The sequence below is a fragment of the Streptomyces triticagri genome, assembly GCF_003429565.1.
In the GTDB taxonomy this organism is placed as follows: Bacteria; Actinomycetota; Actinomycetes; order Streptomycetales; family Streptomycetaceae; genus Streptomyces; species Streptomyces triticagri.
Window position 1 is genome coordinate 21,398 of sequence record NZ_QUAK01000017.1, and the last position, 22,492, is coordinate 43,889.

Consider the following 22,492-nt stretch of genomic DNA (forward strand, 5'->3'; position numbering starts at 1 on the left):
CGGTACGACCCGGCGGCACCGACAACTCGTCGTATCGACAAGGGGATTGCGCGACGCAGTGCCGCGTGTGGCATGCATCACACTGATGGGGCGGCGTGACGCACGCAGGAGGAGAGAGCGATGACGGGACGTACGGGCAGGGTGGTCTGTGACCTCACGATCACGGCCGACGGATACTCGGCCGGGCTCGGCCAGAGCGAGTCGCGCCCGTTCGGCGAGGACGGCGGCGACGGCACGGGCGACCGGCTGCACGCCTGGGACCGCCCGTGGAACGGCTGGTGGGGCGACGAACCGCCGTACCACGCACCGGTGTTCGTGCTCACCCATCACGCGCGGGCGCGTGCCGCGGCCGACGAGGACGCCGACGTCCTGATCCTCTGCGGCGCGACCACCGCGAACGGCCACCCTGGTCACGCACCTGACCTACCGGGTGCTGCCCTGAAGCGGCGGGGGCGGCAGCCGTGGCGCCCGCCCCTGCCCGCTTCGTCTCAGCCCCCGTACGCCCCCGAGGCGGTCAGCCGCAGTGCCGTGTCGATCAGCGGGACGTGGCTGAAGGCCTGCGGGAAGTTGCCCACCTGCCGCTGCAGGCGCGGGTCCCACTCCTCGGCGAGCAGGCCCAGGTCGTTGCGGAGCGCGAGCAGCCGCTCGAAGAGCTCCCGGGCCTCGTCGACCCGGCCGATCATCGCCAGATCGTCGGCGAGCCAGAACGAGCAGGCCAGGAAGGCCCCTTCGTCCCCCGCCAGACCGTCCACGCCGGCGTCGTCACCCGTCGTCGGATAGCGCAGTACGAAACCGTCCTCGGTCGACAGCTCCCGCTGGATCGCCTCGATCGTGCCCACCACCCGCTTGTCGTCCGGCGGCAGGAAGCCCATCTGCGGAATCAGCAGCAGCGAGGCGTCCAGCTCCTTCGAGCCGTACGACTGCGTGAAGGTGTTGCGCTCCGCGTCGTAGCCCTTCTCGCAGACGTCCCGGTGGATCTCGTCGCGCAGATCGCGCCACTTGTCGATCGGACCGTCCGCGTCCCCGGACTCGATGAGCTTGATGGTGCGGTCCACCGCGACCCAGGCCATCACCTTGGAGTGCACGAAGTGCCGCCGGGGGCCGCGGACTTCCCAGATGCCCTCGTCCGGCTGGTCCCAGTGCGTCTCCAGGTAGCGGATCAGCTTCAGCTGCAGCAGGGAGGCGTAGTCGTTGCGCGAGAGGCCCGTCATATGGGCCAGGTGCAGTGCCTCGGTGACCTCGCCGTACACGTCGAGCTGCAGCTGATGCGCGGCGCCGTTGCCCACCCGGACCGGCTGCGAGCCCTCGTACCCGGGCAGCCAGTCCAGCTCGCTCTCGCCGAGCTCCCGCTCGCCCGCGATGCCGTACATGATCTGCAGGTTGTCCGGGTCGCCCGCGACCGCGCGCAGCAGCCACTCGCGCCAGGCGCGGGCCTCCTCGCGGTATCCGGTGCGCAGCAGGGAGGACAGGGTGATCGCGGCGTCCCTGAGCCAGGTGAAGCGGTAGTCCCAGTTCCGTACGCCGCCGATCTCCTCGGGCAGCGAGGTCGTCGGCGCGGCCACGATGCCGCCCGTCGGCGCGTACGTCAGCGCCTTGAGGGTGATCAGGGAGCGTACGACGGCCTCCCGATAGGGACCGTGATACGTACAGTGCTCCACCCACTCGCGCCAGAAGTCCTCGGTCGCCTCGAGCGCGGCCTCCGGCTCGGGCAGCGCGGGCGGCTGCCGGTGCGAGGCCTCCCAGCTGATGGTGAAGGCGATGCGCTCACCGGGCGAGACCGTGAAGTCCGCATACGTGGTGAGGTCCTTGCCGTAGGTCTCCGCCGAGGTGTCGAGCCACACCGAGTCGGGTCCGGCGACGGCGACCGTGCGCCCGTCCACCTTGTGCACCCACGGCACCACGCGCCCGTAACTGAAGCGCATCCGCAGCGCGGAGCGCATCTGCACGCGCCCGGTGACACCTTCGACGATCCGTACCAACTGGGGTGCGCCGTCGCGCGGCGGCATGAAGTCGGTCACCCGGACCGTGCCGCGCGGGGTGTCCCATTCCGATTCAAGGACAAGTGAATCGCCCCGATAGGAGCGGCGGTCGGCGGCGGGCGGCTCGGCCCCCGCGCCGTGGGCGGGTCCCAGCCGCCAGAATCCGTGTTCCTCTGTTCCGAGGAGTCCTGCGAAGACCGCGGGGGAGTCGAAGCGGGGCAGGCACAGCCAGTCCGCTGTGCCGTCCCTGCAGACCAGCGCCGCGGTCTGCATGTCTCCGATGAGTGCGTAGTCCTCGATGCGCCCGGCCACGTGCATCTCCAGTCGAACGGCCACGTCCGCCCCGTGGGGCGCTTGCGTTGCGGTCAAGGGTCGTTGACGAGCTGTCGTACCGGGATCGGGCGGGGTTGGTGCCGTTTGCCGGCCTGGCTCGGCAGCGAATGTCCGAGCAATATACGACGCACCCCTGTGATCCGCGCGCGGGTCGGAGATACGCGTTGCGGCTGATCGGGTGAGGGTTTCCGGTCCTGTACGAGGGGTGTTCGCGACACCACGCGGAGTGCGGGATCAAGGTCGTCCGGGAGCGGTCGGGAGGCTGGCCGGAAGCAGGCTCGTTCTGTCGCTGTTACCCTGGTAGCCCGTGGACCGGAGGGCGATTCCGACTGGAGCGCGGCCCCCGAACCGCAGCGACGCCGTCCCACCGAGACTCTCGGCCGGACGCCGGTACGCAAGACCACCTCGCGACCACGGGAGCCCCCTCTTGGCCATGCCGCCCAAAGCCTCGACGACCAAGCACATCTTCGTCACCGGGGGTGTCGCCTCCTCCCTCGGCAAGGGCCTCACGGCCTCCAGCCTGGGTGCACTGCTCAAGGCCCGTGGCCTCACGGTCACGATGCAGAAGCTCGACCCCTATCTGAACGTCGACCCGGGCACCATGAACCCGTTCCAGCACGGTGAGGTGTTCGTCACCAACGACGGCGCCGAGACCGACCTGGACATCGGCCACTACGAGCGCTTCCTCGACGTCGACCTCGACGGCAGCGCCAACGTCACCACCGGCCAGGTCTACTCGCAGGTCATCGCCAAGGAGCGGCGCGGCGAGTACCTGGGCGACACCGTGCAGGTCATCCCGCACATCACCAACGAGATCAAGCACCGCATCCGGCGGATGGCCACCGACGACGTCGACGTCGTCATCACCGAGGTCGGCGGCACGGTCGGCGACATCGAGTCGCTGCCGTTCCTGGAGACGGTCCGCCAGGTCCGCCACGAGGTCGGCCGGGACAACGTCTTCGTCGTACACATCTCGCTGCTTCCGTACATCGGCCCGTCCGGCGAGCTGAAGACCAAGCCGACCCAGCACAGCGTCGCCGCGCTGCGCAACATCGGTATCCAGCCGGATGCGATCGTGCTCCGCGCCGACCGCGACGTACCGGTCTCCATCAAGCGCAAGATCTCGCTGATGTGCGACGTCGACGAGGCCGCGGTCGTCGCCGCCATCGACGCCAAGTCGATCTACGACATCCCCAAGGTGCTGCACACCGAGGGCCTGGACGCCTATGTGGTCCGCAAGTTGGACCTGCCGTTCCGCGATGTGAACTGGACCCAGTGGGACGACCTCCTGGACCGGGTGCACAACCCCGACCACGAGGTCACCGTCGCGCTCGTCGGCAAGTACATCGACCTGCCCGACGCGTACCTCTCGGTCACCGAGGCGCTGCGCGCCGGCGGCTTCGCCAACCGCGCGCGCGTGAAGGTCAAGTGGGTCACATCGGACGACTGCAAGACGCCGGCCGGTGCTGCCGAGCAGCTCGGCGACGTGGACGCGATCTGCGTCCCCGGCGGCTTCGGCGACCGCGGTGTGAACGGCAAGGTCGGCGCCATCACGTACGCCCGCGAGAACCGGATCCCGCTGCTCGGCCTCTGTCTCGGCCTGCAGTGCATCGTCGTCGAGGCGGCCCGCAGCCTGGCCGACATCCCGGACGCCAACTCCACCGAGTTCGACGCCGCCACGGCCCACCCGGTGATCTCCACCATGGCCGAGCAGCTCGACATCGTCGCAGGTGAGGGCGATATGGGCGGCACCATGCGACTGGGCATGTACCCGGCCAAGCTGGCCGAGGGCTCCATCGTGCGCGAGGTGTACGACGGCAAGGAGTACGTCGAGGAGCGCCACCGGCACCGCTACGAGGTGAACAACGGCTACCGCGCCGAGCTCGAGAAGAAGGCGGGCCTGGTCTTCTCCGGCACCTCGCCGGACAACAAGCTCGTCGAGTACGTCGAGTACCCGCGCGAGGTCCACCCCTACCTGGTCGCCACCCAGGCCCACCCCGAGCTGCGGTCCCGGCCGACCCGTCCGCACCCGCTCTTCGCCGGCCTCGTGAAGGCGGCCGTGGAGCGGCAGCAGGCCGGGGGCCGGCCGAAGCCGAAGAAGTAGTACCAGGCGATACGGTTGCCGGGGTACGGGCCTCCTCGCGAGGCGCCGTACCCCGGTTTCTGCATGTGGAGGACGTAACTCATGACCATCAGGGACACCGCCGAGGAGTGGCGGATCACGGCCACCGCGACGCCGTTCACGGGCAAGAAGACGAGTGTCCGCACCGACGATGTGATCATGCCCGACGGGACGAGCGCCCGTCGCGACTACCAGGTGCATCCCGGCTCGGTCGCCGTCCTCGCCCTGGACGACCTCGGCCGTGTCCTGGTGATCCGTCAGTACCGCCACCCCGTACGGCACAAGCTCTGGGAGATCCCGGCCGGGCTGCTCGACGTGCCCGGGGAGAATCCACTGCACGCCGCGCAGCGCGAACTGTTCGAGGAGGCGCACGTCAAGGCGGGGGACTGGCGGGTGCTGACCGATGTGTTCACCACGCCGGGTGGCTGCGACGAGGCGGTACGGATCTTCCTCGCCCGCGATCTGGCCGAGGCCGAGGGCGAACGCTTCGCGGTGTCCGAGGAAGAGGCCGACATGGAGCTCGCCCGGGTGCCGCTCGACGAGCTCGTACGGGGCGTGCTCGCCGGGGAGCTGCACAACAACTGCCTTGTGGTGGGCGTCCTTTCGCTCGTCGCGGCACAGCACGGCGACGGCCTCGATGCGCTGCGGCCCGCCGAGGCGCCTTGGCCGGCGCGTCCCTTCGAGGCCTGAACCACCGCCGTGGCACCCGACGCCCCGAGGGTGCGGACCGCACCCCGTCGGTGTGACGATCCGCTGATCCGAACGGGCGATGTGCCCGCCACGCTCGCCCCGGATCGTCGCGGAGCGTGAACTACGCTCGGAATTCCCCCGTCCGCAGCCGCGGCGGGCACTGTGCGCAGGCGGACGGGAGCGTGGCCCGTGACGGATCAGTCGGTGGACACCCACAGGTCGACACCGGTGTCGGACACTTCGGCACCGGGGGCGGGCCCGGACCGGGGAGGCCCCGAATTCGTCGGCAGGCAACGTGAGTTGAAGGAACTGCGGGCCGACATCGAGCGCACCGGGCTCGACACCCTCACCGGCCGCAAGGCGCCCCGGGCCCGTGTGCTGCTGATCGCCGGGAGACCTGGAAGCGGTCGCACCGCGCTCGCCGAAGAACTCGCGGGACAGCTGCGTGCCGACTACCCCGACGGCACCCTGCGTGCACGGCTGACCGACCCCGGCGGCGGGCGCGTGCCCACCGAACGCACGGCGCGCGAACTGCTCGGTGCGCTACGGGTCCCGGTGGCGCCGGGATCCGCCGAGGACCAGCTGTCCGAGGCGCTGCGCGGGGCACTCGACGGACGCCGGGTGCTGCTGGTGCTCGACGACGCCGCCGACGCCGAACAGGTCGAGCCGCTGCTGCCGGACACCCCGGACTGCCTGGTCGTCGCCGTGTCGGAGGGACCGCTGACCGGGATCTCCGACGTGCGTCCGTGCACGCTCGGCGGGCTCGACACCAAGTCGGCGCTCGAGCTCCTGAGCGGATTCACCGGCTCGGTGCGCATCACCTGCGACCCGCGCGCGGCCGAGAATCTCGCCGAGCTGTGCGCGCATCAGCCGGCCGCTCTGGTTCTCGCCGGCGGCTGGCTCGCGGCCCGGCCCAAGGCCTCGGTGGCGGAGCTCGCCAAGCAGCTGCACAACACCGGCGACGAGGGGGCGGGCGGCGGCAAGGGGTCCCTGGCCTCCCTCGCCGCCCTGTCGCGGGTGCTCGGCTTCGTGCACGACGGGCTGCCGGGCCCCGCCGCGCGGATACTGCGACTGCTCTCGCTTGCGCCGGCGGGCTTCGCCGACCCGCACACCGCATCGGCGCTCGCCGGATGTTCGGTGTCCGCGGCCCGTACGACACTCGACGACTTCGTCGCCCTCGGGCTGCTGCGCCGGGCGCCCGCACCCTCCGGACTGCCCCAGTACGCCGTACCCGCCTGTCTGCTGCCGCAGTTGAGCTCCCTGGCGGCGGCGCACGAGCGCCCCGCCGAGGTGCAGCTCGCGCGGGCCAGGATGCTGGAGCGGACGGTGCGGCTGCTGCAGTCCTGCCGCGCGGTCACCGAACCCGAGGACTCGTCCGCCCGCCGCAAACTCGCGGGCATGCCCCGTGCGCTGCGCTTCCCGACTCCCGGCGCCGCGGAGGAATGGCTGCGGGTACGGCACCCCGCCCTGCTCGCCTCGGCCCGGCTCGCGGTCGCCGACGGAGAGCTGGACACTCTCGCCCGCCGTTTGATGGCCGCACTGACCAGGGCACTTGTCGCCCACTACGGGACCGGGGCGGCGGCACCCGAGCTGTACGGGATCCACCGCCTCGTCCTGGACGTGGCCTCCCGGCGCGACCTGCCGAGGGAACAGGCGGCCGCCCTGCTCAATCTCGCCGATCTGGACGCGAGCACGGGCCGGACCCGGGAGGCGCTCGCGCGTTATCGGGAGGCGCTCGACGTGGCACGCGCTGCGGGCGACCCCTATGCGACCGGCCGGGCGATGGAATCCGTGGGCGGTGCCTACCAGGAACTGGGGGACTGGCCGCGGGCCGCCGACTGGTTCGGCCGTGCCCTCGCGCAGCGGCTGACGCGCGGGGAGCGCCTGGACGCCGCGCGGCTCTACGGACGCATCGGCACCGCGCACACCTATGCCGGGCGGTACGGGGACGCGGTCCGCAGCTGGCGATCGGCGGCGACGGGATACCGCAAGGCCGGTGATGTCCCGTCCCACGCAAGGGCGTTGAGCGAACTGGCCCGGGTCCAGGAGTACGCCGGGCGGCCGGAGGAATGCCTGCGCGCCTGCCGCGAGGCCGTCGACTGGGCGCGCGAGGCCGGCGAAGTGCGGCTGCTCGCCGCGCTGCAGGTCAGGCTGGCCGACACCCTCGAGCGGCTCGGTGATCCAGCTGCCGCCGGGCTGCACCGTGCGGCGGCCGAGCGCATGCTGGGGGAGGAGCTCAATGAACAGGGAACCACTCCTTCCGCCTACGAAATCCGTAGTGCTCCCGACGAAGATTGATGCTTTGGAAGGCTAGACAGCTCAATATCCTTCATTAAACTGGTTGGGCCGCGGGTTCCCGTGGCGTATCCCAGTGCGTCACGATACGTACGGGTGTGAGCCTCCTGCCCGAAAAATCCCAGAGCCAAGGACCGTGATCGACGATGAAGGTCGGCATCCCCCGCGAGGTCAAGAACAACGAGTTCCGGGTGGCCATCACCCCCGCCGGAGTGCACGAGCTGGTGCGCCACGGTCATCAGGTCTTCGTGGAGCAGAACGCCGGCGTCGGCTCGTCGATCACGGACGCCGAGTTCCAGGGCGCTGGCGCAGAGATCCTGCCCACGGCGGACGAGGTCTGGGCCACCGCCGACCTGGTGCTCAAGGTCAAGGAGCCGATCGCCGAGGAGTACCACCGCCTCCGCAAGGACCAGACCCTCTTCACCTATCTGCACCTCGCCGCCTCGCGCGAGTGCACCGAGGCCCTGCTCGAGTCCGGCACCACCGCCATCGCCTACGAGACCGTCGAGACCGCCGGCCGGCAGCTCCCGCTGCTCGCGCCGATGTCCGAGGTCGCGGGCCGGCTCGCGCCGCAGGTCGGTGCGTACCACCTGATGAGGTTCAACGGCGGACGTGGTGTGCTGCCCGGTGGCGTGCCCGGTACCGCGCCCGGTCGTGCCGTCGTCATCGGCGGCGGTGTCTCCGGGTGGAACGCCACCCAGATCGCCGTCGGCATGGGCTTCCACGTGACCCTGCTCGACAAGGACATCAACAAGCTGCGCGAGGCCGACCGGATCTTCGGCACCAAGGTCCAGACGATCGTCTCCAATGCCTACGAGCTCGAGCGTGCCGTCGTCGAGGCCGACCTCGTCATCGGTGCGGTGCTCATCCCGGGCGCGAAGGCGCCGAAGCTGGTCACCAACGAGCTGGTGGCCAAGATGAAGCCCGGAAGTGTCCTTGTCGACATTGCGATCGACCAGGGCGGCTGCTTCGAGGACTCGCGTCCGACCACCCACGCGGAGCCGACCTTCCAGGTCCACGACTCGGTCTTCTACTGCGTCGCGAACATGCCCGGCGCGGTGCCCAACACCTCGACGTACGCGCTCACCAACGCCACGCTCCCGTACATCGTGGAGCTTGCGAACCGCGGCTGGGTCGAGGCGCTGCGTCGTGACCCGGCGCTCGCGCTCGGCCTCAACACCCATGACGGCAAGGTGACTTACCGCTCCGTCGCCGAGGCGCACGGTCTCGAGAGTGTCGAGCTGAGCACTCTTCTCGGCTGAGCCGCACGAGCCGGGCGTCAACGCTCGGCGTCAACTCCGCGCATCCGGCCGGACCTTGTTCGCGAGGTCCGGCCGGGTGTGTATCGATCACTTTGCGGCGCTCGCTCAACTAGCGTGGAACGTAACCCTTCGACCGATTCGCACACCGTGCAAAGCGAGCCGAAGGTCTCTGCGCACCCTTGACAGAGGGGTGTTCAGTTACCGACACATCGGGCCGGGTCCGGCGGATTGTGTTGCTGCGGACCGGTGACACGCCATAGAGTCGCCAATCGTCGGCATGGTGTCACGCTGACCTGTCTAGAAGTTTCCTGGTCACCAAGGAGGTAAGACGACTTGTGAATGAGTCGACATTTACTCCCGGGGGTGGCCGTCCAGGAACGCCTGCGCAGGGACCGGGACCCGAGGGATCCGAGGCTGTCGGCTCTGTCGCTGTCCGCATCTTCGCCGACGTCCAGAACACGCAGCGCACACAGCAGTCGCTGACAGCCCACCAGAGCATGGATGGCCATCAAGTGAACGCCATGGCCGGCGACCGGAGTGGCGAGAACCCCACCCAATTCGCTGACTACGAAGAGCTGCCCGAGGGGCACTTCTACGACCCCGACGCCGAATACGAGCCCGACCCCGAGTACGCGGCCACCCTCGCGCCCGACGCCGCGCGTCAGCGCCGCGAGCGCATCGGCCCGACCGGTCGGCCGCTGCCGTACTTCCCGATTCCCGGGCCGCTGACCGACCACGGGCCCGCGAAGATCATCGCGATGTGCAACCAGAAGGGCGGCGTCGGCAAGACGACGTCCACCATCAATCTGGGCGCCGCGCTCGCGGAGTACGGACGGCGCGTGCTCCTGGTCGACTTCGACCCGCAGGGAGCGCTCTCGGTGGGCCTCGGCGTCAACCCGATGGAGCTCGACCTCACCGTCTACAACCTGCTCATGGAGCGGGGCATGGCGGCCGACGACGTGCTCCTGAAGACGGCCGTGCCGAACATGGACCTGCTGCCGAGCAACATCGACCTGTCGGCGGCCGAGGTACAGCTGGTCTCCGAGGTCGCCCGTGAGTCGACCCTGCAGCGTGCGCTGAAGCCGCTGATGCAGGACTACGACTACATCGTGATCGACTGTCAGCCCTCGCTCGGTCTGCTGACCGTGAACGCGCTGACCGCGGCGCACAAGGTGATCGTGCCGCTGGAGTGCGAGTTCTTCGCACTGCGCGGTGTGGCCCTGCTGACCGAGACGATCGAGAAGGTCCAGGAGCGGCTCAATCCCGACCTGGAGCTCGACGGCATCCTCGCCACGATGTACGACTCGCGCACGGTGCACAGCCGTGAGGTCCTCGCGCGCGTGGTCGAGGCCTTCGACACGCACGTCTACCACACGGTCATCGGGCGCACGGTCCGCTTCCCGGAGACCACCGTCGCCGGCGAGCCGATCACCACGTACGCCTCCAACTCCGTTGGTGCCGCCGCCTATCGCCAGCTTGCCAGGGAGGTGCTCGCCCGGTGTCACGCCGAGTGAGTCTGCCGGGGGCCGACGAACTGTTCCGTACGACCGGTGGCATGGCGCTCCAGGCGTCGTCGCCCAGGCGGCAGGCCAATGGCGAGGCACGTGTACCGGCGCCGGCGGGTGAGAGCGACGGCGCGGCGGCGAAGGACGACTCGGCGAAGGGCGCCCGTGGTGAGGGCCGCGAGAGCGCGGAGCACGCCACGGCCGACGAGGAGTCCGGCGAGCATCGCGGGAGTTCCGCCGGCGGTGACGGCAAGGGCGCGGCGAGGTCGGGACGGCGTGCCGGGCAGGAGGGTGCGGCCGGGCCGTCCCCGGCCGGCCAGGCCGAGCGCGGGGCGGCGGCGTCGGGTCAGGCGCGTCGGCGCGGCCGTGGTGGCGGGCGCAGGCCCAGTGGGCGCGAGCGTCACGACGAGAAGATCACCGTCTATGTCTCGGCCGAGGAGCTGATGGACCTCGAGCACGCCCGTCTCGTCCTGCGCGGCGAGCACGGCCTTGCCGTGGACCGTGGGCGGATCGTCCGCGAGGCGGTGGCCGTCGTGCTCGCCGATCTCGAGTCGCGGGGCGAGGCGAGCATCCTCGTCCGGCGGCTGCGCGGGCGCTGAGCGCGCGCCGCTTCTTCGTGTTCTTCGTGCCGGGCTTCTTGTGTCCCTCTCGCGTCCCTGGTCGCGCCGCTGCTCCGGGGCCCGCGTCCCGCGGTCGCCGGGTACGGAAAGGTAGCCTGCGCCTGCCCGTTGCCGCGGGCCTCCCTGTACGCCGCACCCTGGACCGCGATGCCCACGGACGACCGACCCGCTGAACCCGACGCCGTACCCGAGCCCTCGCCCGGCCGGCGCGGCCGCCGCCTGCTCGGCCGGGGGCCGAGGGGCGTTGCGGAATCTGCCCCGTCCGGGGCGGCGGGTGAGCCGGGGGATGCGTCCGAGTCGCTGCACAGTTCTGCCGAGGGTGGCCCGGAGCCCGAGGCGTTCGCGGTCGACGGCGGAGTTGGTGCCGAAGGCTCCGGCGTGGCTGCGGTGGTCGGTGATGTGCCCCGGCCGCCCGTACCGGATGGGGCCGAGCCCCATGAGGTTCTTGCCGAAGGCGTGGACGTGGTGCCGCAGGGTGCGGAGGTCGGCGCTGAGCGTGCGGAAGCGCGTGTGGGCACCGGGGACTCCGAAGTGGCTGCCGAAGGCGCCGAGGTCGTCGTCGAGCACGCGCAGGTCCGTGCTGAGGCGGGCGGCGTGGGAGCCACGGCCGCGGGTGTCGTGGGTTCGGTGGCGGACTCCGGGGACGAGGACGGGGACGGGGACGGGGACGGCGGGGCAGAGGCCGGGGAGCCGGAGGACGCCGACGACGGTCGGTTCAAGGTGCGGCTCGCGAACTTCGAGGGGCCGTTCGACCTGCTCCTGCAGCTGATCTCCAAGCACAAGCTGGACGTCACCGAGGTCGCCCTGTCCCGCGTCACCGACGAGTTCATGGCGCACATCCGGGCCATGGGCGCGGAGTGGGACCTCGACGAGACCACCGAGTTCCTGGTGGTCGCCGCCACCCTGCTCGATCTGAAGGCCGCCCGTCTGCTGCCCGCGGCCGAGGTCGAGGACGAGGCGGACCTCGCGCTCCTGGAGGCGCGGGACCTGCTCTTCGCGCGCCTGCTCCAGTACCGCGCGTACAAGCAGGTCGCGGACATCTTCACGGCACGGCTCGACGACGAGGCACGGCGCTACCCGCGGACCGTGGGCCTCGAGCCGCAGCACGCGGAACTGCTGCCCGAGGTCGTGATCAGCATCGGGGCCGAGGGTTTCGCCAAGCTCGCCGTCAAGGCGATGCAGCCGAAGCCCAAGCCCGAGGTCTACGTCGACCACATCCACGCCCCCCTGGTCTCCGTGCAGGAGCAGGCCGGCGTCGTGGTGGCCCGGCTGCGCGAGGCCGGCGAGGCGAGTTTCCGGGACCTCGTCGAGGACGCCCCGGACACACTCACGGTCGTGGCCCGCTTCCTCGCCCTGCTCGAGCTGTACCGCGAGAAGGCCGTCGGCCTCGACCAGGACGAGGCACTCGGCGAACTGACGGTCCGCTGGACCGGCACCCAGGACACCCAACCGCTGGTCACGGACGAGTTCGACCGGGCACCCGACCCCGTGGACGAGCACCCCGTGGACGAGCCCGGGACCCGCGCGCCGGAGCACGCGGGCGACGTGGAGGAGGAGCACCGATGAGTGCCGAGGAGCGGGACGAGGAAGCCCCCGCCGGTCTGCTGACCGTGGCCGATCTGGAACTCAGGCCCGCCCTGGAGGCGGTCCTCATGGTGGTCGACGAACCGGCCACCGAGGAGCATCTGGCCAAGATCCTCGACCGGCCGCGCCGCCGGATCTCCGCGGCGCTCCGGGAGCTCGCCGACGAGTACACCGCGCAGGGCCGCGGTTTCGAGCTGCGCCTTGTGGCCGGCGGCTGGCGCTTCTACACCCGGCCCGAGTACGCCGCGGCCGTGGAGCGGTTCGTGCTCGACGGCCAGCACGCCAGGCTCACCCAGGCGGCGCTCGAGACGCTGGCCGTGGTCGCGTACCGCCAGCCGGTCAGCCGCTCGAGGGTGTCCGCCGTACGCGGGGTGAACTGCGACGGTGTGATGCGCACCCTGCTGCAGCGCGGTCTGGTGGAGGAGGCGGGCGCGGAACCCGAAACAGGTGCGATCCTGTACAGGACGACAAACTACTTTCTGGAGCGGATGGGCCTGCGCGGCCTTGACGAGCTCCCGGAGCTCGCGCCCTTCCTCCCCGAGGCGGACGCCATCGAGTCCGAGACCCAGGAAGGTGTGCCGTCGTTCGATCCGGACGCCCCGGATTTCGAGGACGCAGACGACAAGACGGAATTTTGATGCGAAGCAGCGGCAGGAACAGCAGCGGACGTGGCAACCACCGCGGCGCGGGCAACAAGCGCGACGACAAGCAGCAGCGCTCGGGCCGCCCCCGCCCGGAGGAGCGGCGCCACGAGGGCGGGGCTTCCTCCGGCGGGCGGGGCGCCGGCGCACGCGGCGGCGCGAAGGGCGGCCCCAAGGCGCCCCAGTCGGGCGGCAAGGGCGGCAATCGCCGAGGTGGCGGCACCCCGGGCCGTTCCCGCGAGTACGAGACCCGGCAGGAGGAGCGCAACCGCGAGCGGTACGCGAACAAGCCCCGGGTGAGCACGCCGAAGACGTTCCCCGGCGCCGAGCAGGAGGGCGAGCGGCTGCAGAAGGTGCTCGCCCGCGCCGGCTACGGCTCGCGGCGCGCCTGCGAGGAGCTCATCGACCAGGCCAGGGTCGAGGTGAACGGCTCGATCGTGGTCGAGCAGGGCCAGCGGGTCGACCCGGAGAAGGACGAGATCAAGGTCGACGGCCTGACCGTGGCGACCCAGTCGTACCAGTTCTTCTCGCTCAACAAGCCCGCCGGTGTGGTCTCCACGATGGAGGACCCGGAGGGGCGCCAGTGCCTCGGGGACTACGTCACCAACCGGGAGACCCGGCTCTTCCACGTGGGCCGGCTCGACACCGAGACCGAGGGCGTCATCCTGCTCACCAACCACGGTGAGCTGGCGCACCGCCTGACCCACCCCCGGTACGGCGTGAAGAAGACCTATCTCGCGGCGATCCAGGGCCCGATCCCGCGCGACCTCGGCAAGCGCCTCAAGGACGGCATCCAGCTGGAGGACGGCTACGCGCGCGCGGACCACTTCCGGGTGGTCGAGCAGACCGGCAAGAACTACCTGGTGGAGGTCGTGCTGCACGAGGGCCGCAAGCACATCGTGCGGCGCATGCTGTCGGAGGCGGGCTTCCCCGTCGACAAGCTGGTGCGCACGCACTTCGGCCCGATCGGTCTCGGCGACCAGAAGTCGGGCTGGCTGCGGCGCCTGAGCAACACCGAGGTCGGCATGCTGATGCGCGAGGTCGACCTGTAGGCCGTCCCGGCCCGTCGCTCGTACGGCGGCCGTTCCCGCACCGGCGGGGGCGGCCGCCTTATGCGTTCCGGGCGAGGCCCCGCGATCGCCCAGGGGGTTGTGCTCCCGAGCCGTAACGGCTTTTATAGTCACTGTGACTATTAATGAGCGCGGGCCGCGTGTGCCCGACGGATACGACCCGGGGGCGTTCGAGCCCTTCGCGGTCACCGTCGATCTGGCGGTGTTCACCGTGCGGCAGGGCGCCCTGCACGTGCTGCTCGTGGAGCGTGGCGAGGAGCCGTACGCGGGGTGGTGGGCGCTGCCGGGAGGTTTCGTACGCCCCAGGGAGTCCGCCGAGGAGGCGGCCCGCCGGGAGCTCGCGGAGGAGACCGGGCTCGACGCGGACGCCATCACCGCGCTGCACTTCGAGCAGCTGCGCACCTACAGCGAGCCGGACCGCGATCCGCGGATGCGGGTCGTCTCTGTGGCCTTCGCCGCCCTGCTGCCCGCACTGCCCGAGCCGCTCGGCGGCGGGGACGCGGCCCGCGCCGCACACGTGCCGTACGGGACGGTCCACGACCTCGCCTTCGACCACGGCCGGATCCTCTCCGACGCGCACCGCCGGATCGGCGCCAAGCTCGAGTACAGCTGCCTGGCCACGTCCTTCTGCCCGCCCGAGTTCACCCTCGGTGAGTTGCAGGGCGTCTACGAGACCGTCTGGGGCACCGCGCTCGACCGGCCCAACTTCCGGCGCAAGGTGCTTGCCACCCCCGGATTCGTCGAGCAGGTCGACGGGCCGCCGCGCCGCAGCGGCGGCCGCGGCAAACCGGCCGCCCGCTATCGGGCCGGCCCCGCGAACGCCCTGCACCCCCCGCTGCTGCGACCGGAAGGACGACCGGAATGAACGCCTACGGCAATGCCCAGGACGGCTGCGGCGACAGCGACGGCACGGGCAGGAGCGCTGGACGCGACCGGACCGGCGCCGCCGGGCCCGGCCGTCCGCCCGGCAAGCGCCCCGCCACCGGCGCGCTGCTCGGACTCGCCCTCGGCGATGCGCTCGGCTTCCCGACGGAGTTCAACGACGTACCGGCCATCCTGGGCAAGTGCGGGCCGTGGCGGGAGATGGAGCTGATCACGCCCGCGACGGTCTCCGACGACACCCAGATGACGCTTGCGCTCGGCCGGGGACTGCGGACCGCGATGGAACGCGGGCAGCTCGCACCGCAGCGGCTCACCCGGCCCGTCCGTGAGGAGTTCGTCGACTGGTACCACTCGCCCGAGAACAACCGCGCCCCGGGCCGCACTTGCCTGGTCGCCTGCGAGGAGCTGGATCGCCGGCCGGACCGGGCCTGGCAGGAGGCGAGCCAGATCCACTCCAAGGGCTGCGGGGCGAACATGCGGGTCGCACCCATCGGTCTCGCCCCGGGGCTGGGCGAGGAACAGCGGGCCGGCGCCGCACAGTTGCAGTCCGCCCTGACCCATGGGCACCCGACCGCCCTGGCTGCCAGTGACCTCACCGCGCACGCGGTACACCTGCTCGCCCAGGGAGCCGAACCCACCGGCCTGGTCGGCCTGTTGCGCTCGTACGCCCTGGACAACCGCACCCGGTACCACGAGCGCTGGCTCGGCGATCTGTGGACCCGGTCCCAGGACCCGAGCGCGGAGCATTTCATCGGGCGCGGCTGGGACGAGTGCCTGGCCGTCCTCGAACGGCTTGGCGCGGCGGTGCGCGCCGGCAGCGTCGAGACGGACCCGTGCCTGGCCACGGGAGAGGGCTGGATCGCCGAAGAGGCCTTCGCCACCGGCCTGTTGTGCTTCCTGCTCTTCCCCTCCGAGCCCGTCACCGCGATCCGCCGGGCCGCCTGCACCTCCGGTGATTCCGACTCGATCGCCTGCCTCACGGGCGCCTTCGCGGGCGCCCATCTGGGCGCGGGCGCCTGGCCGGCGTCGTGGGCGGAGCGGATCGAGTACCGGGACGAGCTGCTGGCGCTCGGGGAGGCCTGGGACGGCTGAGCGCGTCCTACGGAAGACCGCCTCCTACGGAAGACCGCCTCCCACGGAAGGTCGCCCCTTACGGCAGACCGCCCCCTACGACGCGGGCGCGTCCAGGGCCGAGGCGCGGCGGACCCGGTGCAGCAGGTCCGCGACTCGGGCGCGGTCCGGCTCGTCCGGCAGCGGGGAGCCGTCGACCGCCGCGTCCGCCTCGTCGGCGAGCCGGGACATCCGCAACTCGAGGTCGGGCCAGGGGACTTCGCCCCGTTTGACGGCGAGCAGCTCGTCCCTGGCGTCGCCGACGTCGATCACCAGCTCTCCCGAGCGCAGCAGATCGCGGCAGCTCATCAGGAGCCGCAGCAGGTGCATCGCGTGCTTCCAGCGCGGGGCGCCGTACTGGCGTACGTCCGCGTCCAGCTTCTTGCGCTGGCCGAGCGCGTACCCGATGAAGGTCCGGTGCACCTGGCGGGAGAGGAATGCGCCGCGCAGCGCCAGCAGTTCGCGGCCGGTGGCGTCGACGTGCTCGACGAGCGGGGAGTGCAGACACTCGAGGATGTTCGGGTTGGCGCGCAGCGCGAGCTCGCAGAACCGCTCGAACTCCCAGGAGAACTCCTCCTCGCGCGGCCCCTCGACATGCGTCGGCGGCTTCTCGAACCGCCAGAACAACGGCGTGGGCGCGACATAGACGCCACGCCGGTCGGTGTCGCTCGCACCGGTGGCGAGGCCGAAGGCGCGCGAGCCGATCACACAGGAGTACACCGTGTGATCGCGTACCAGTGTCGTGTCCTCGGGGCGCATGACCGGCGACGATACGCCAAGGGGCGGGGACGGCCCGAGCCGTTTTCCGGGCCGGGCCGTGCCCCGGGGATCCGGCGGCCTCAGCCGCGGACGATGGAGTCGCCGGACACGGTGATCTTCTCGGCCGGCAGTGGTGCGGTCGCCGGACCGGACTCGACCGAGGCGTCCTCGATGCTGAACTTGCTTCCGTGGCATACGCAGTTGATGGTGCCGCCCTCGACCGACTTCACCACGCAGCCCTGATGCGTACAGACCGCCGAGAAGGCCTTGAAGTCGCCCTCGGCCGGCTGGGTCACCACGACCTTCTCCTCGGCGAAGATCTTGCCGCCGCCGACCGGGATGTCCGAGGTGGGCGCGAGGGCGTCCTCGTCCGTACCGCCGTCCGCCGACTCCTGGTCGTCCGGTTCGTCCTCGTCCGGTGAGTCCTCGCCGGTGGGTTCGGCGGTCGGGTCCGTCGTCTCGTCCGTGCCGTCGGTGTCCCCTCCGTCGTCGCTGTCGCCGCAGCCGGTGAGCGCGGTGCCGGCCACTGCGGCGCCCGCGACCAGGACGGCCCTGCGGTTCGTACGGTTCGTACGTTGAAGAGTCATGCCGTCATCCTGGGGCCGCGAGCCCCGCGGGCGAAGAGACACGGCAGGGAATACCTCCGGACGGGCACCCGGGCGGACGGCATCGGCGATAGGCATCGGCGGCCGGCGTCCCGTCTCGGCAGCCGGGCGCCCAGGACCCGGCCCGGCAGGTCTGACTACCCTGGTCCCGAGCACAAGGCACAGGCACGCGGGTCCCAGGTCTTCCGCGTGCTCGCGCATCTCGAGTCAGACCGTCCGTGGTCCGGGACAGCCCGGCGCCGCGGCCGCCCTCCGCAAGGACTACGCCCAGTGAGAACCGCAGTCGTCATCGGCACCGGCCTGATCGGCACCTCCGTGGCCCTGGCCCTGGTGGGCCGCGGCGTCACCGTGCACCTCGCCGACCACGACCCCGAGCAGGCCCGCACCGCGGCCGCCCTCGGCGCGGGGACGGACGCGGCGCCGGACGCGCCCGTCGATCTCGCCGTGATCGCCGTACCGCCCGCCCATGTGGCCACCACCCTGTCCGCCGCCGTCGCGGCGGACACCGCCCGCGGCTATCTGGACGTGGCGAGCGTCAAGAGCGGACCGCGGCGCGAGCTCGAGGAGCTCGGCGTGGACCTGTCCCGGTACATCGGCACCCACCCGATGGCCGGCCGGGAGCGCTCCGGTCCGCTGGCCGCCACCGCGGACCTGTTCGAGGGCAGGCCCTGGGTGCTCACCCCGACCAGGGACACCGACACCGAGGTGCTCAATCTGGCGCTCGAGGTCGTGGCGCTGTGCCGGGCGGTCCCGGTGGTGATGGACGCCGATGCGCACGACCGCGCGGTCGCACTCGTCTCCCACATGCCGCATCTGCTCTCCAGCATGGTCGCGGCCCGCCTGGAGCACGCCGAGGACACCGCCGTACGACTGTGCGGCCAGGGCATCCGGGACGTCACCCGGATCGCCGCCTCCGACCCCCGGATGTGGATCGACATCCTCTCCGCGAACCCCGGCCCGGTCGCCGATCTGCTCGGTGCCGTCGCCACGGATCTGCAGGAGACGGTGGAGTCGCTGCGCGCCCTGCAGTCATCCGACGAGGCGAAGCGGCTCGGCGGCGCGGCGGGCGTCGAGGACGTGCTGCGCCGCGGCAACGCCGGCCAGGTCAGAGTGCCCGGAAAGCACGGCACGGCCCCGGCCGCGTACGAGACGGTGGCCGTCCTCATCGACGACCAGCCGGGACAGTTGGCCCGCATCTTCGCCGACGCGGGGCTCGCGGGGGTCAACATCGAGGACGTACGCATCGAGCACGCCACCGGGCAGCAGGCCGGTCTGGTGCAGCTGATGGTCGAGCCCAAGGCGGCGCCCGTGCTGACCGCGTCGCTGCGGGAGCGGGGCTGGTCGATCCGGCAGTGACCGGTACGGGCGAACAGCGGGCGGCGGACCGGCCGATCCGCCGGTGACCCGCGCCGGCGGGACGGCAGCCGATGCGGCCGTCCGAGTGACACGCGGGAGCCAGTAACCTTGTGCGGGGCGCCGCGCTCTTCGAGCGCCGAGAATCCGCCCCGCCCCGTCCCGCAGACCCTCGTGAGCAGGAAGGTGTCCACCCCCGTGGAAACCGCAGCAGCCGCCCGGACCGCCCCGGCCGTGATCGTCGCCATCGACGGCCCTTCCGGTACGGGCAAGTCGAGCACCTCGAAGGCCGTCGCAGCCCAGCTCGGCCTGAGCTACCTGGACACCGGGGCCCAGTACCGCGCCATCACCTGGTGGATGGTGAACAACGGCATCGACATCACGGACCCGTCCGCGATCGCCGGCGCCGCCGACAAGCCCGAGATCGTCTCCGGTACGGACCCGTCCGGACCGACCATCGCGGTCGACGGCACGGACGTGGCGGGCCCGATCCGCACCGAGGAGGTCACCTCGAAGGTCAGCGCGGTCAGCGCGGTCCCCGAGGTGCGCACCCGGATCACCGAGCTGCAGCGCTCCATCGCCGCGGGCGCGGGAGCCGGCATCGTCGTCGAGGGCCGCGACATCGGCACCACCGTGCTGCCGGACGCCGACCTCAAGATCTTCCTCACCGCTTCACCCGAGGCCCGCGCGGCCCGGCGCAGCGGAGAGCTCAAGGGCGCCGACGTCGCCGCGACCCGCGATTCCCTGATCAAGCGGGACGCCGCCGACTCCGGCCGCAAGACCTCGCCGCTCGCCAAGGCCGGGGACGCGGTCGAGGTGGACACCACGGACCTCACGCTGCAGCAGGTCATCGAGTGCGTCGTCACCCTCGTCGAGGAGAAGCGGGCGGCGAAGTGACCGCATCCGACACCGCGGCACCCACCGAGCGGGGCGCCGAGGTCGGCCGCCGTATCGGTGTCGGCCTGATGTACGGCCTGTGGAAGCCGCGGGTGCTCGGCGCCTGGCGGGTGCCCGCCGCGGGACCGGTGATCCTCGCGGTGAACCACGCACACAACCTCGACGGCCCGATGCTGATGGGCACCGCACCGCGGCCCGTGCACTTCCTGATCAAGCAGGAGGCGTTCATCGGGCCGCTCGGCCCGTTCCTGCGCCGCATCGGTCAGGTCGAGGTGGACCGCTCGACGGCCGACCGCACGGCGATCACCCGGGCCCTCGGCGTCCTCGCGGACGGCGGGGTGCTCGGCATCTTCCCGGAGGGCACCCGCGGCGAGGGCGACTTCGCCTCGCTCAGGGCCGGCCTCGCCTACTTCGCGGTCCGCAGCGGGGCGCCGATCGTGCCGGTCGCGGTGCTCGGCAGCGGTGAGCGCAAGGGGCGCCTGATATCGGGGCTTCCGCCGCTTCGGAGCCGCGTCGATGTGGTCTTCGGTGAGGCCTTCGAAGCGGGTGACGGGTCCGGTCGCCGCACCCGCAAGGCGCTCGACGAGGCGACCGTACGGATCCAGGAGCGCCTGACCGGGCACCTGGAAAACGCCAGGCGCACGACCGGGCGCTGAGCGAGACTTCTTCCCATGGGCCGCCGCCGCGGCGGCCCGCCCGAGTGGCCCCAGGCCACACCTTCCCGCGGTGCGAACAGCGACAGCGGTACGACAGTGACAGAGGTACGGACTTCATGAGCGACGTAAACGAGCCCGGCGGCTCGGAGCACGAGCACGGGGAGCTCGGCGACGCCGAGTACGAGCAGTTCATGGAGCTCGCCGCGGAGGAGGGCTTCGACGTCGAGGACGTCGAGGGCGCCATCGAGGAGGCGGGCCACGGACCGCTGCCCGTGCTCGCCGTCGTCGGCCGCCCCAATGTCGGCAAGTCGACCCTGGTGAACCGGATCATCGGCCGCCGTGAGGCGGTCGTCGAGGACAAGCCGGGCGTGACGCGCGACCGCGTGACCTACGAGGCCGAGTGGTCGGGCCGCCGTTTCAAGGTCGTCGACACCGGCGGCTGGGAGCAGGACGTCCTCGGCATCGACGCCTCAGTCGCCGCCCAGGCCGAGTACGCCATCGAGGCCGCCGACGCGGTGGTCTTCGTGGTCGACTCCACGGTCGGCGTGACCGACACCGACGAGGCGGTCGTCAAGCTGCTGCGCCGGGCCGGCAAGCCGGTGGTCCTCTGCGCCAACAAGGTCGACGGCCAGAGCGGCGAGGCCGACGCCACAGCCCTGTGGTCCCTCGGCATCGGCGAACCGCACCCGGTCTCCTCGCTGCACGGCCGCGGCACCGGCGACATGCTCGACGCGGTCCTGGAGGCACTCCCCGAAGCCCCGAAGGAGACCTTCGGCGCCACCGGCATCGGCGGCCCTCGCCGTATCGCCCTGATCGGCCGGCCGAACGTCGGCAAGTCCTCGCTCCTGAACAAGGTGGCGAACGAGGACCGGGTCGTCGTCAACGAACTGGCGGGCACCACCCGCGACCCCGTCGACGAGCTCATCGAACTCGGCGGCGTCACCTGGAAGTTCGTCGACACGGCCGGCATCCGCAAGCGGGTGCACCTGCAGCAGGGCGCGGACTACTACGCCTCGCTGCGCACCGCCGCCGCGGTGGAGAAGGCCGAGGTCGCGGTCATCCTGATCGACGCCGCCGACACCATCAGCATCCAGGACCAGCGCATCGTCACGATGGCCGTCGAGGCGGGCCGCGCGATCGTCGTCGCGTACAACAAGTGGGACACCCTCGACGAGGAGCGCCGCTACTACCTGGAGCGGGAGATCGAGACGGAGCTCGGCCAGATCGCCTGGGCGCCCCGGGTGAACGTCTCGGCCCGCACCGGCCGGCACATGGAGAAGCTGGTCCCCGCGATCGAGACGGCCCTCGCGGGCTGGGAGACCCGGGTGCCCACCGGCCGCCTGAACGCCTTCCTCGGCGAGCTGGTCTCCTCGCACCCGCACCCGATCCGCGGCGGCAAGCAGCCCCGGATCCTCTTCGGCACCCAGGCCGGCACCAAGCCGCCGCGGTTCGTGCTCTTCGCCTCCGGCTTCATCGAGCACGGCTACCGGCGCTATGTGGAGCGCCGCCTGCGCGAGGAGTTCGGCTTCGAGGGCACGCCGATCCATATCTCGGTACGGGTGCGGGAGAAGCGCGGGCGCAAGAAGTAGCCGCCCCGAGGGGCTCGCCGGGGCCCTCAGCGCGCCCTGCGCGGCCCCGGCGGGAGTGCGGCCTGCGGGCGGCTCAGGGAGTGCGGCTGCCTGCCCACCGCGTACCACTGCCCCGGCTGCGGCGCGGAGCGGTCGGCGTGCTGAGCGCCGGACGGACGCCCGTGCCCGCCCATCGAGCCGGGGAGGTCGAGCGGATCGCTCAGCGGGTCGGAGCCGAACGCCTTGAAGCCGAGCTCGTCCTCGCTCGAGCGGTCGCCCGGCAGTGTCCTGAACGACCTGCGCCACTCCGCGTACAACTGGTCGTAGATCGGCGTGCCCGAGCGGCCGCCGGAGCGGTCGTGCGCGGGTCGCATCGGCGGGATGGGCTGGCGGGAGGGGTCGTATGGCTGCACATCTGTGCCAACGACCCCGGGGCCGGACGGATGCGGGCGGATTCACGCCAGTCCCTGCATCGTCGGCGGACCACCGCCGGGGCGCGGACCGGGGCGGAGCCGGAGACGCGGCAGGGGCCGCCGGCCCAGGGGTTCGTGCCCTGGGCCG

Annotated in this window: 19 protein-coding genes and 1 pseudogene; 16 read left to right on the forward strand and 4 right to left on the reverse strand. The window is 71.5% G+C overall.

Going from position 1 to position 22,492, the window contains the following annotated elements; translation table 11 throughout:
- Positions 1 to 120: 120 nt before the first annotated feature.
- Positions 121 to 336 (forward strand): annotated as a pseudogene (locus tag DY218_RS34790) (dihydrofolate reductase family protein); the annotation flags it as partial.
- Positions 337 to 488: 152 nt separating this feature from the next.
- Here DY218_RS34790 and DY218_RS03525 read toward each other — a convergent pair.
- A complete protein-coding gene (locus DY218_RS03525; protein WP_199566616.1) occupies positions 489 to 2,291 on the reverse strand; it encodes a glycoside hydrolase family 15 protein in 1,803 nt (600 codons plus the stop codon).
- Between the two features lie 454 nt (positions 2,292 to 2,745).
- On the opposite strand from DY218_RS03525, the gene DY218_RS03530 reads away from it, so the two are divergent.
- From DY218_RS03530 to DY218_RS03580, 11 genes are all read left to right on the forward strand, one after another.
- Positions 2,746 to 4,416, forward strand: coding sequence for a CTP synthase (locus tag DY218_RS03530; RefSeq protein WP_128554406.1), 1,671 nt, complete (start codon positions 2,746 to 2,748; stop codon positions 4,414 to 4,416).
- Between the two features lie 81 nt (positions 4,417 to 4,497).
- Positions 4,498 to 5,124 (forward strand): NUDIX domain-containing protein, encoded by a 627-nt coding sequence (locus DY218_RS03535; protein ID WP_128554407.1) that lies wholly within the window; start codon positions 4,498 to 4,500, stop codon positions 5,122 to 5,124.
- 189 nt (positions 5,125 to 5,313) lie between these two features.
- Entirely contained in the window at positions 5,314 to 7,422 is a 2,109-nt protein-coding gene (locus tag DY218_RS03540) for a tetratricopeptide repeat protein (RefSeq protein ID WP_407703544.1), read from the forward strand.
- 143 nt (positions 7,423 to 7,565) lie between these two features.
- Positions 7,566 to 8,681 carry an alanine dehydrogenase gene (ald, locus tag DY218_RS03545; RefSeq protein WP_128554408.1) on the forward strand — a complete coding sequence of 372 codons (1,116 nt, stop codon included), beginning with the start codon at positions 7,566 to 7,568 and terminating at the stop codon, positions 8,679 to 8,681.
- Between the two features lie 335 nt (positions 8,682 to 9,016).
- Positions 9,017 to 10,195, forward strand: coding sequence for a ParA family protein (locus DY218_RS03550; RefSeq protein ID WP_128554409.1), 1,179 nt, complete (start codon positions 9,017 to 9,019; stop codon positions 10,193 to 10,195).
- Entirely contained in the window at positions 10,180 to 10,785 is a 606-nt protein-coding gene (locus tag DY218_RS03555) for a hypothetical protein (protein WP_128554410.1), read from the forward strand. Before DY218_RS03550 ends, DY218_RS03555 begins: the two co-directional genes overlap by 16 nt.
- Positions 10,786 to 11,433: 648 nt before the next feature.
- Complete coding sequence (locus DY218_RS03560) at positions 11,434 to 12,372, forward strand: segregation and condensation protein A (RefSeq protein WP_233521339.1); 939 nt, start codon at positions 11,434 to 11,436, stop codon at positions 12,370 to 12,372.
- Complete coding sequence (gene scpB / locus DY218_RS03565; protein ID WP_128554411.1) at positions 12,369 to 13,028, forward strand: SMC-Scp complex subunit ScpB; 660 nt, start codon at positions 12,369 to 12,371, stop codon at positions 13,026 to 13,028. Before DY218_RS03560 ends, scpB begins: the two co-directional genes overlap by 4 nt.
- Positions 13,028 to 14,083 carry a pseudouridine synthase gene (locus DY218_RS03570; protein WP_128554412.1) on the forward strand — a complete coding sequence of 352 codons (1,056 nt, stop codon included), beginning with the start codon at positions 13,028 to 13,030 and terminating at the stop codon, positions 14,081 to 14,083. The genes scpB and DY218_RS03570 overlap by 1 nt, the downstream gene beginning before the upstream one ends.
- Positions 14,084 to 14,243: 160 nt before the next feature.
- The gene (locus tag DY218_RS03575) at positions 14,244 to 14,966 is read left to right on the forward strand and encodes an NUDIX hydrolase (protein ID WP_325051962.1); all 723 of its coding nucleotides are present in this window, start codon (positions 14,244 to 14,246) and stop codon (positions 14,964 to 14,966) included.
- Positions 14,963 to 16,075 carry an ADP-ribosylglycohydrolase family protein gene (locus DY218_RS03580; RefSeq protein ID WP_128554413.1) on the forward strand — a complete coding sequence of 371 codons (1,113 nt, stop codon included), beginning with the start codon at positions 14,963 to 14,965 and terminating at the stop codon, positions 16,073 to 16,075. The genes DY218_RS03575 and DY218_RS03580 overlap by 4 nt, the downstream gene beginning before the upstream one ends.
- 75 nt (positions 16,076 to 16,150) lie before the next feature.
- Here DY218_RS03580 and DY218_RS03585 read toward each other — a convergent pair whose 3' ends face one another.
- Positions 16,151 to 16,852 carry a nucleotidyltransferase domain-containing protein gene (locus DY218_RS03585; protein WP_128554414.1) on the reverse strand — a complete coding sequence of 234 codons (702 nt, stop codon included), beginning with the start codon at positions 16,850 to 16,852 and terminating at the stop codon, positions 16,151 to 16,153.
- A gap of 80 nt (positions 16,853 to 16,932) precedes the next feature.
- Positions 16,933 to 17,439: a Rieske (2Fe-2S) protein gene (locus tag DY218_RS03590; RefSeq protein WP_128554415.1), complete on the reverse strand. Its 507-nt coding sequence runs from the start codon at positions 17,437 to 17,439 to the stop codon at positions 16,933 to 16,935.
- Positions 17,440 to 17,727: 288 nt separating this feature from the next.
- Between DY218_RS03590 and DY218_RS03595 the strand changes: the two genes are divergently transcribed.
- The 4 genes from DY218_RS03595 to der all read left to right on the forward strand — a co-directional run bounded on the left by DY218_RS03595 (position 17,728) and on the right by der (position 21,952).
- Positions 17,728 to 18,813: a prephenate dehydrogenase gene (locus tag DY218_RS03595; protein WP_128554416.1), complete on the forward strand. Its 1,086-nt coding sequence runs from the start codon at positions 17,728 to 17,730 to the stop codon at positions 18,811 to 18,813.
- A 183-nt stretch (positions 18,814 to 18,996) separates the two neighbouring features.
- Entirely contained in the window at positions 18,997 to 19,707 is a 711-nt protein-coding gene (gene cmk / locus DY218_RS03600; protein ID WP_407703545.1) for a (d)CMP kinase, read from the forward strand.
- The gene (locus DY218_RS03605) at positions 19,665 to 20,363 is read left to right on the forward strand and encodes a lysophospholipid acyltransferase family protein (RefSeq protein WP_199566612.1); all 699 of its coding nucleotides are present in this window, start codon (positions 19,665 to 19,667) and stop codon (positions 20,361 to 20,363) included. Before cmk ends, DY218_RS03605 begins: the two co-directional genes overlap by 43 nt.
- A gap of 116 nt (positions 20,364 to 20,479) precedes the next feature.
- Positions 20,480 to 21,952 (forward strand): ribosome biogenesis GTPase Der, encoded by a 1,473-nt coding sequence (gene der / locus DY218_RS03610; RefSeq protein ID WP_128554418.1) that lies wholly within the window; start codon positions 20,480 to 20,482, stop codon positions 21,950 to 21,952.
- A gap of 26 nt (positions 21,953 to 21,978) precedes the next feature.
- Here the strand turns inward: der and DY218_RS03615 are convergent, their stop codons facing one another.
- Positions 21,979 to 22,305, reverse strand: a complete 327-nt coding sequence (locus DY218_RS03615; protein ID WP_128554419.1) for a hypothetical protein — start codon at positions 22,303 to 22,305, stop codon at positions 21,979 to 21,981.
- Positions 22,306 to 22,492: the final 187 nt, after the last annotated feature.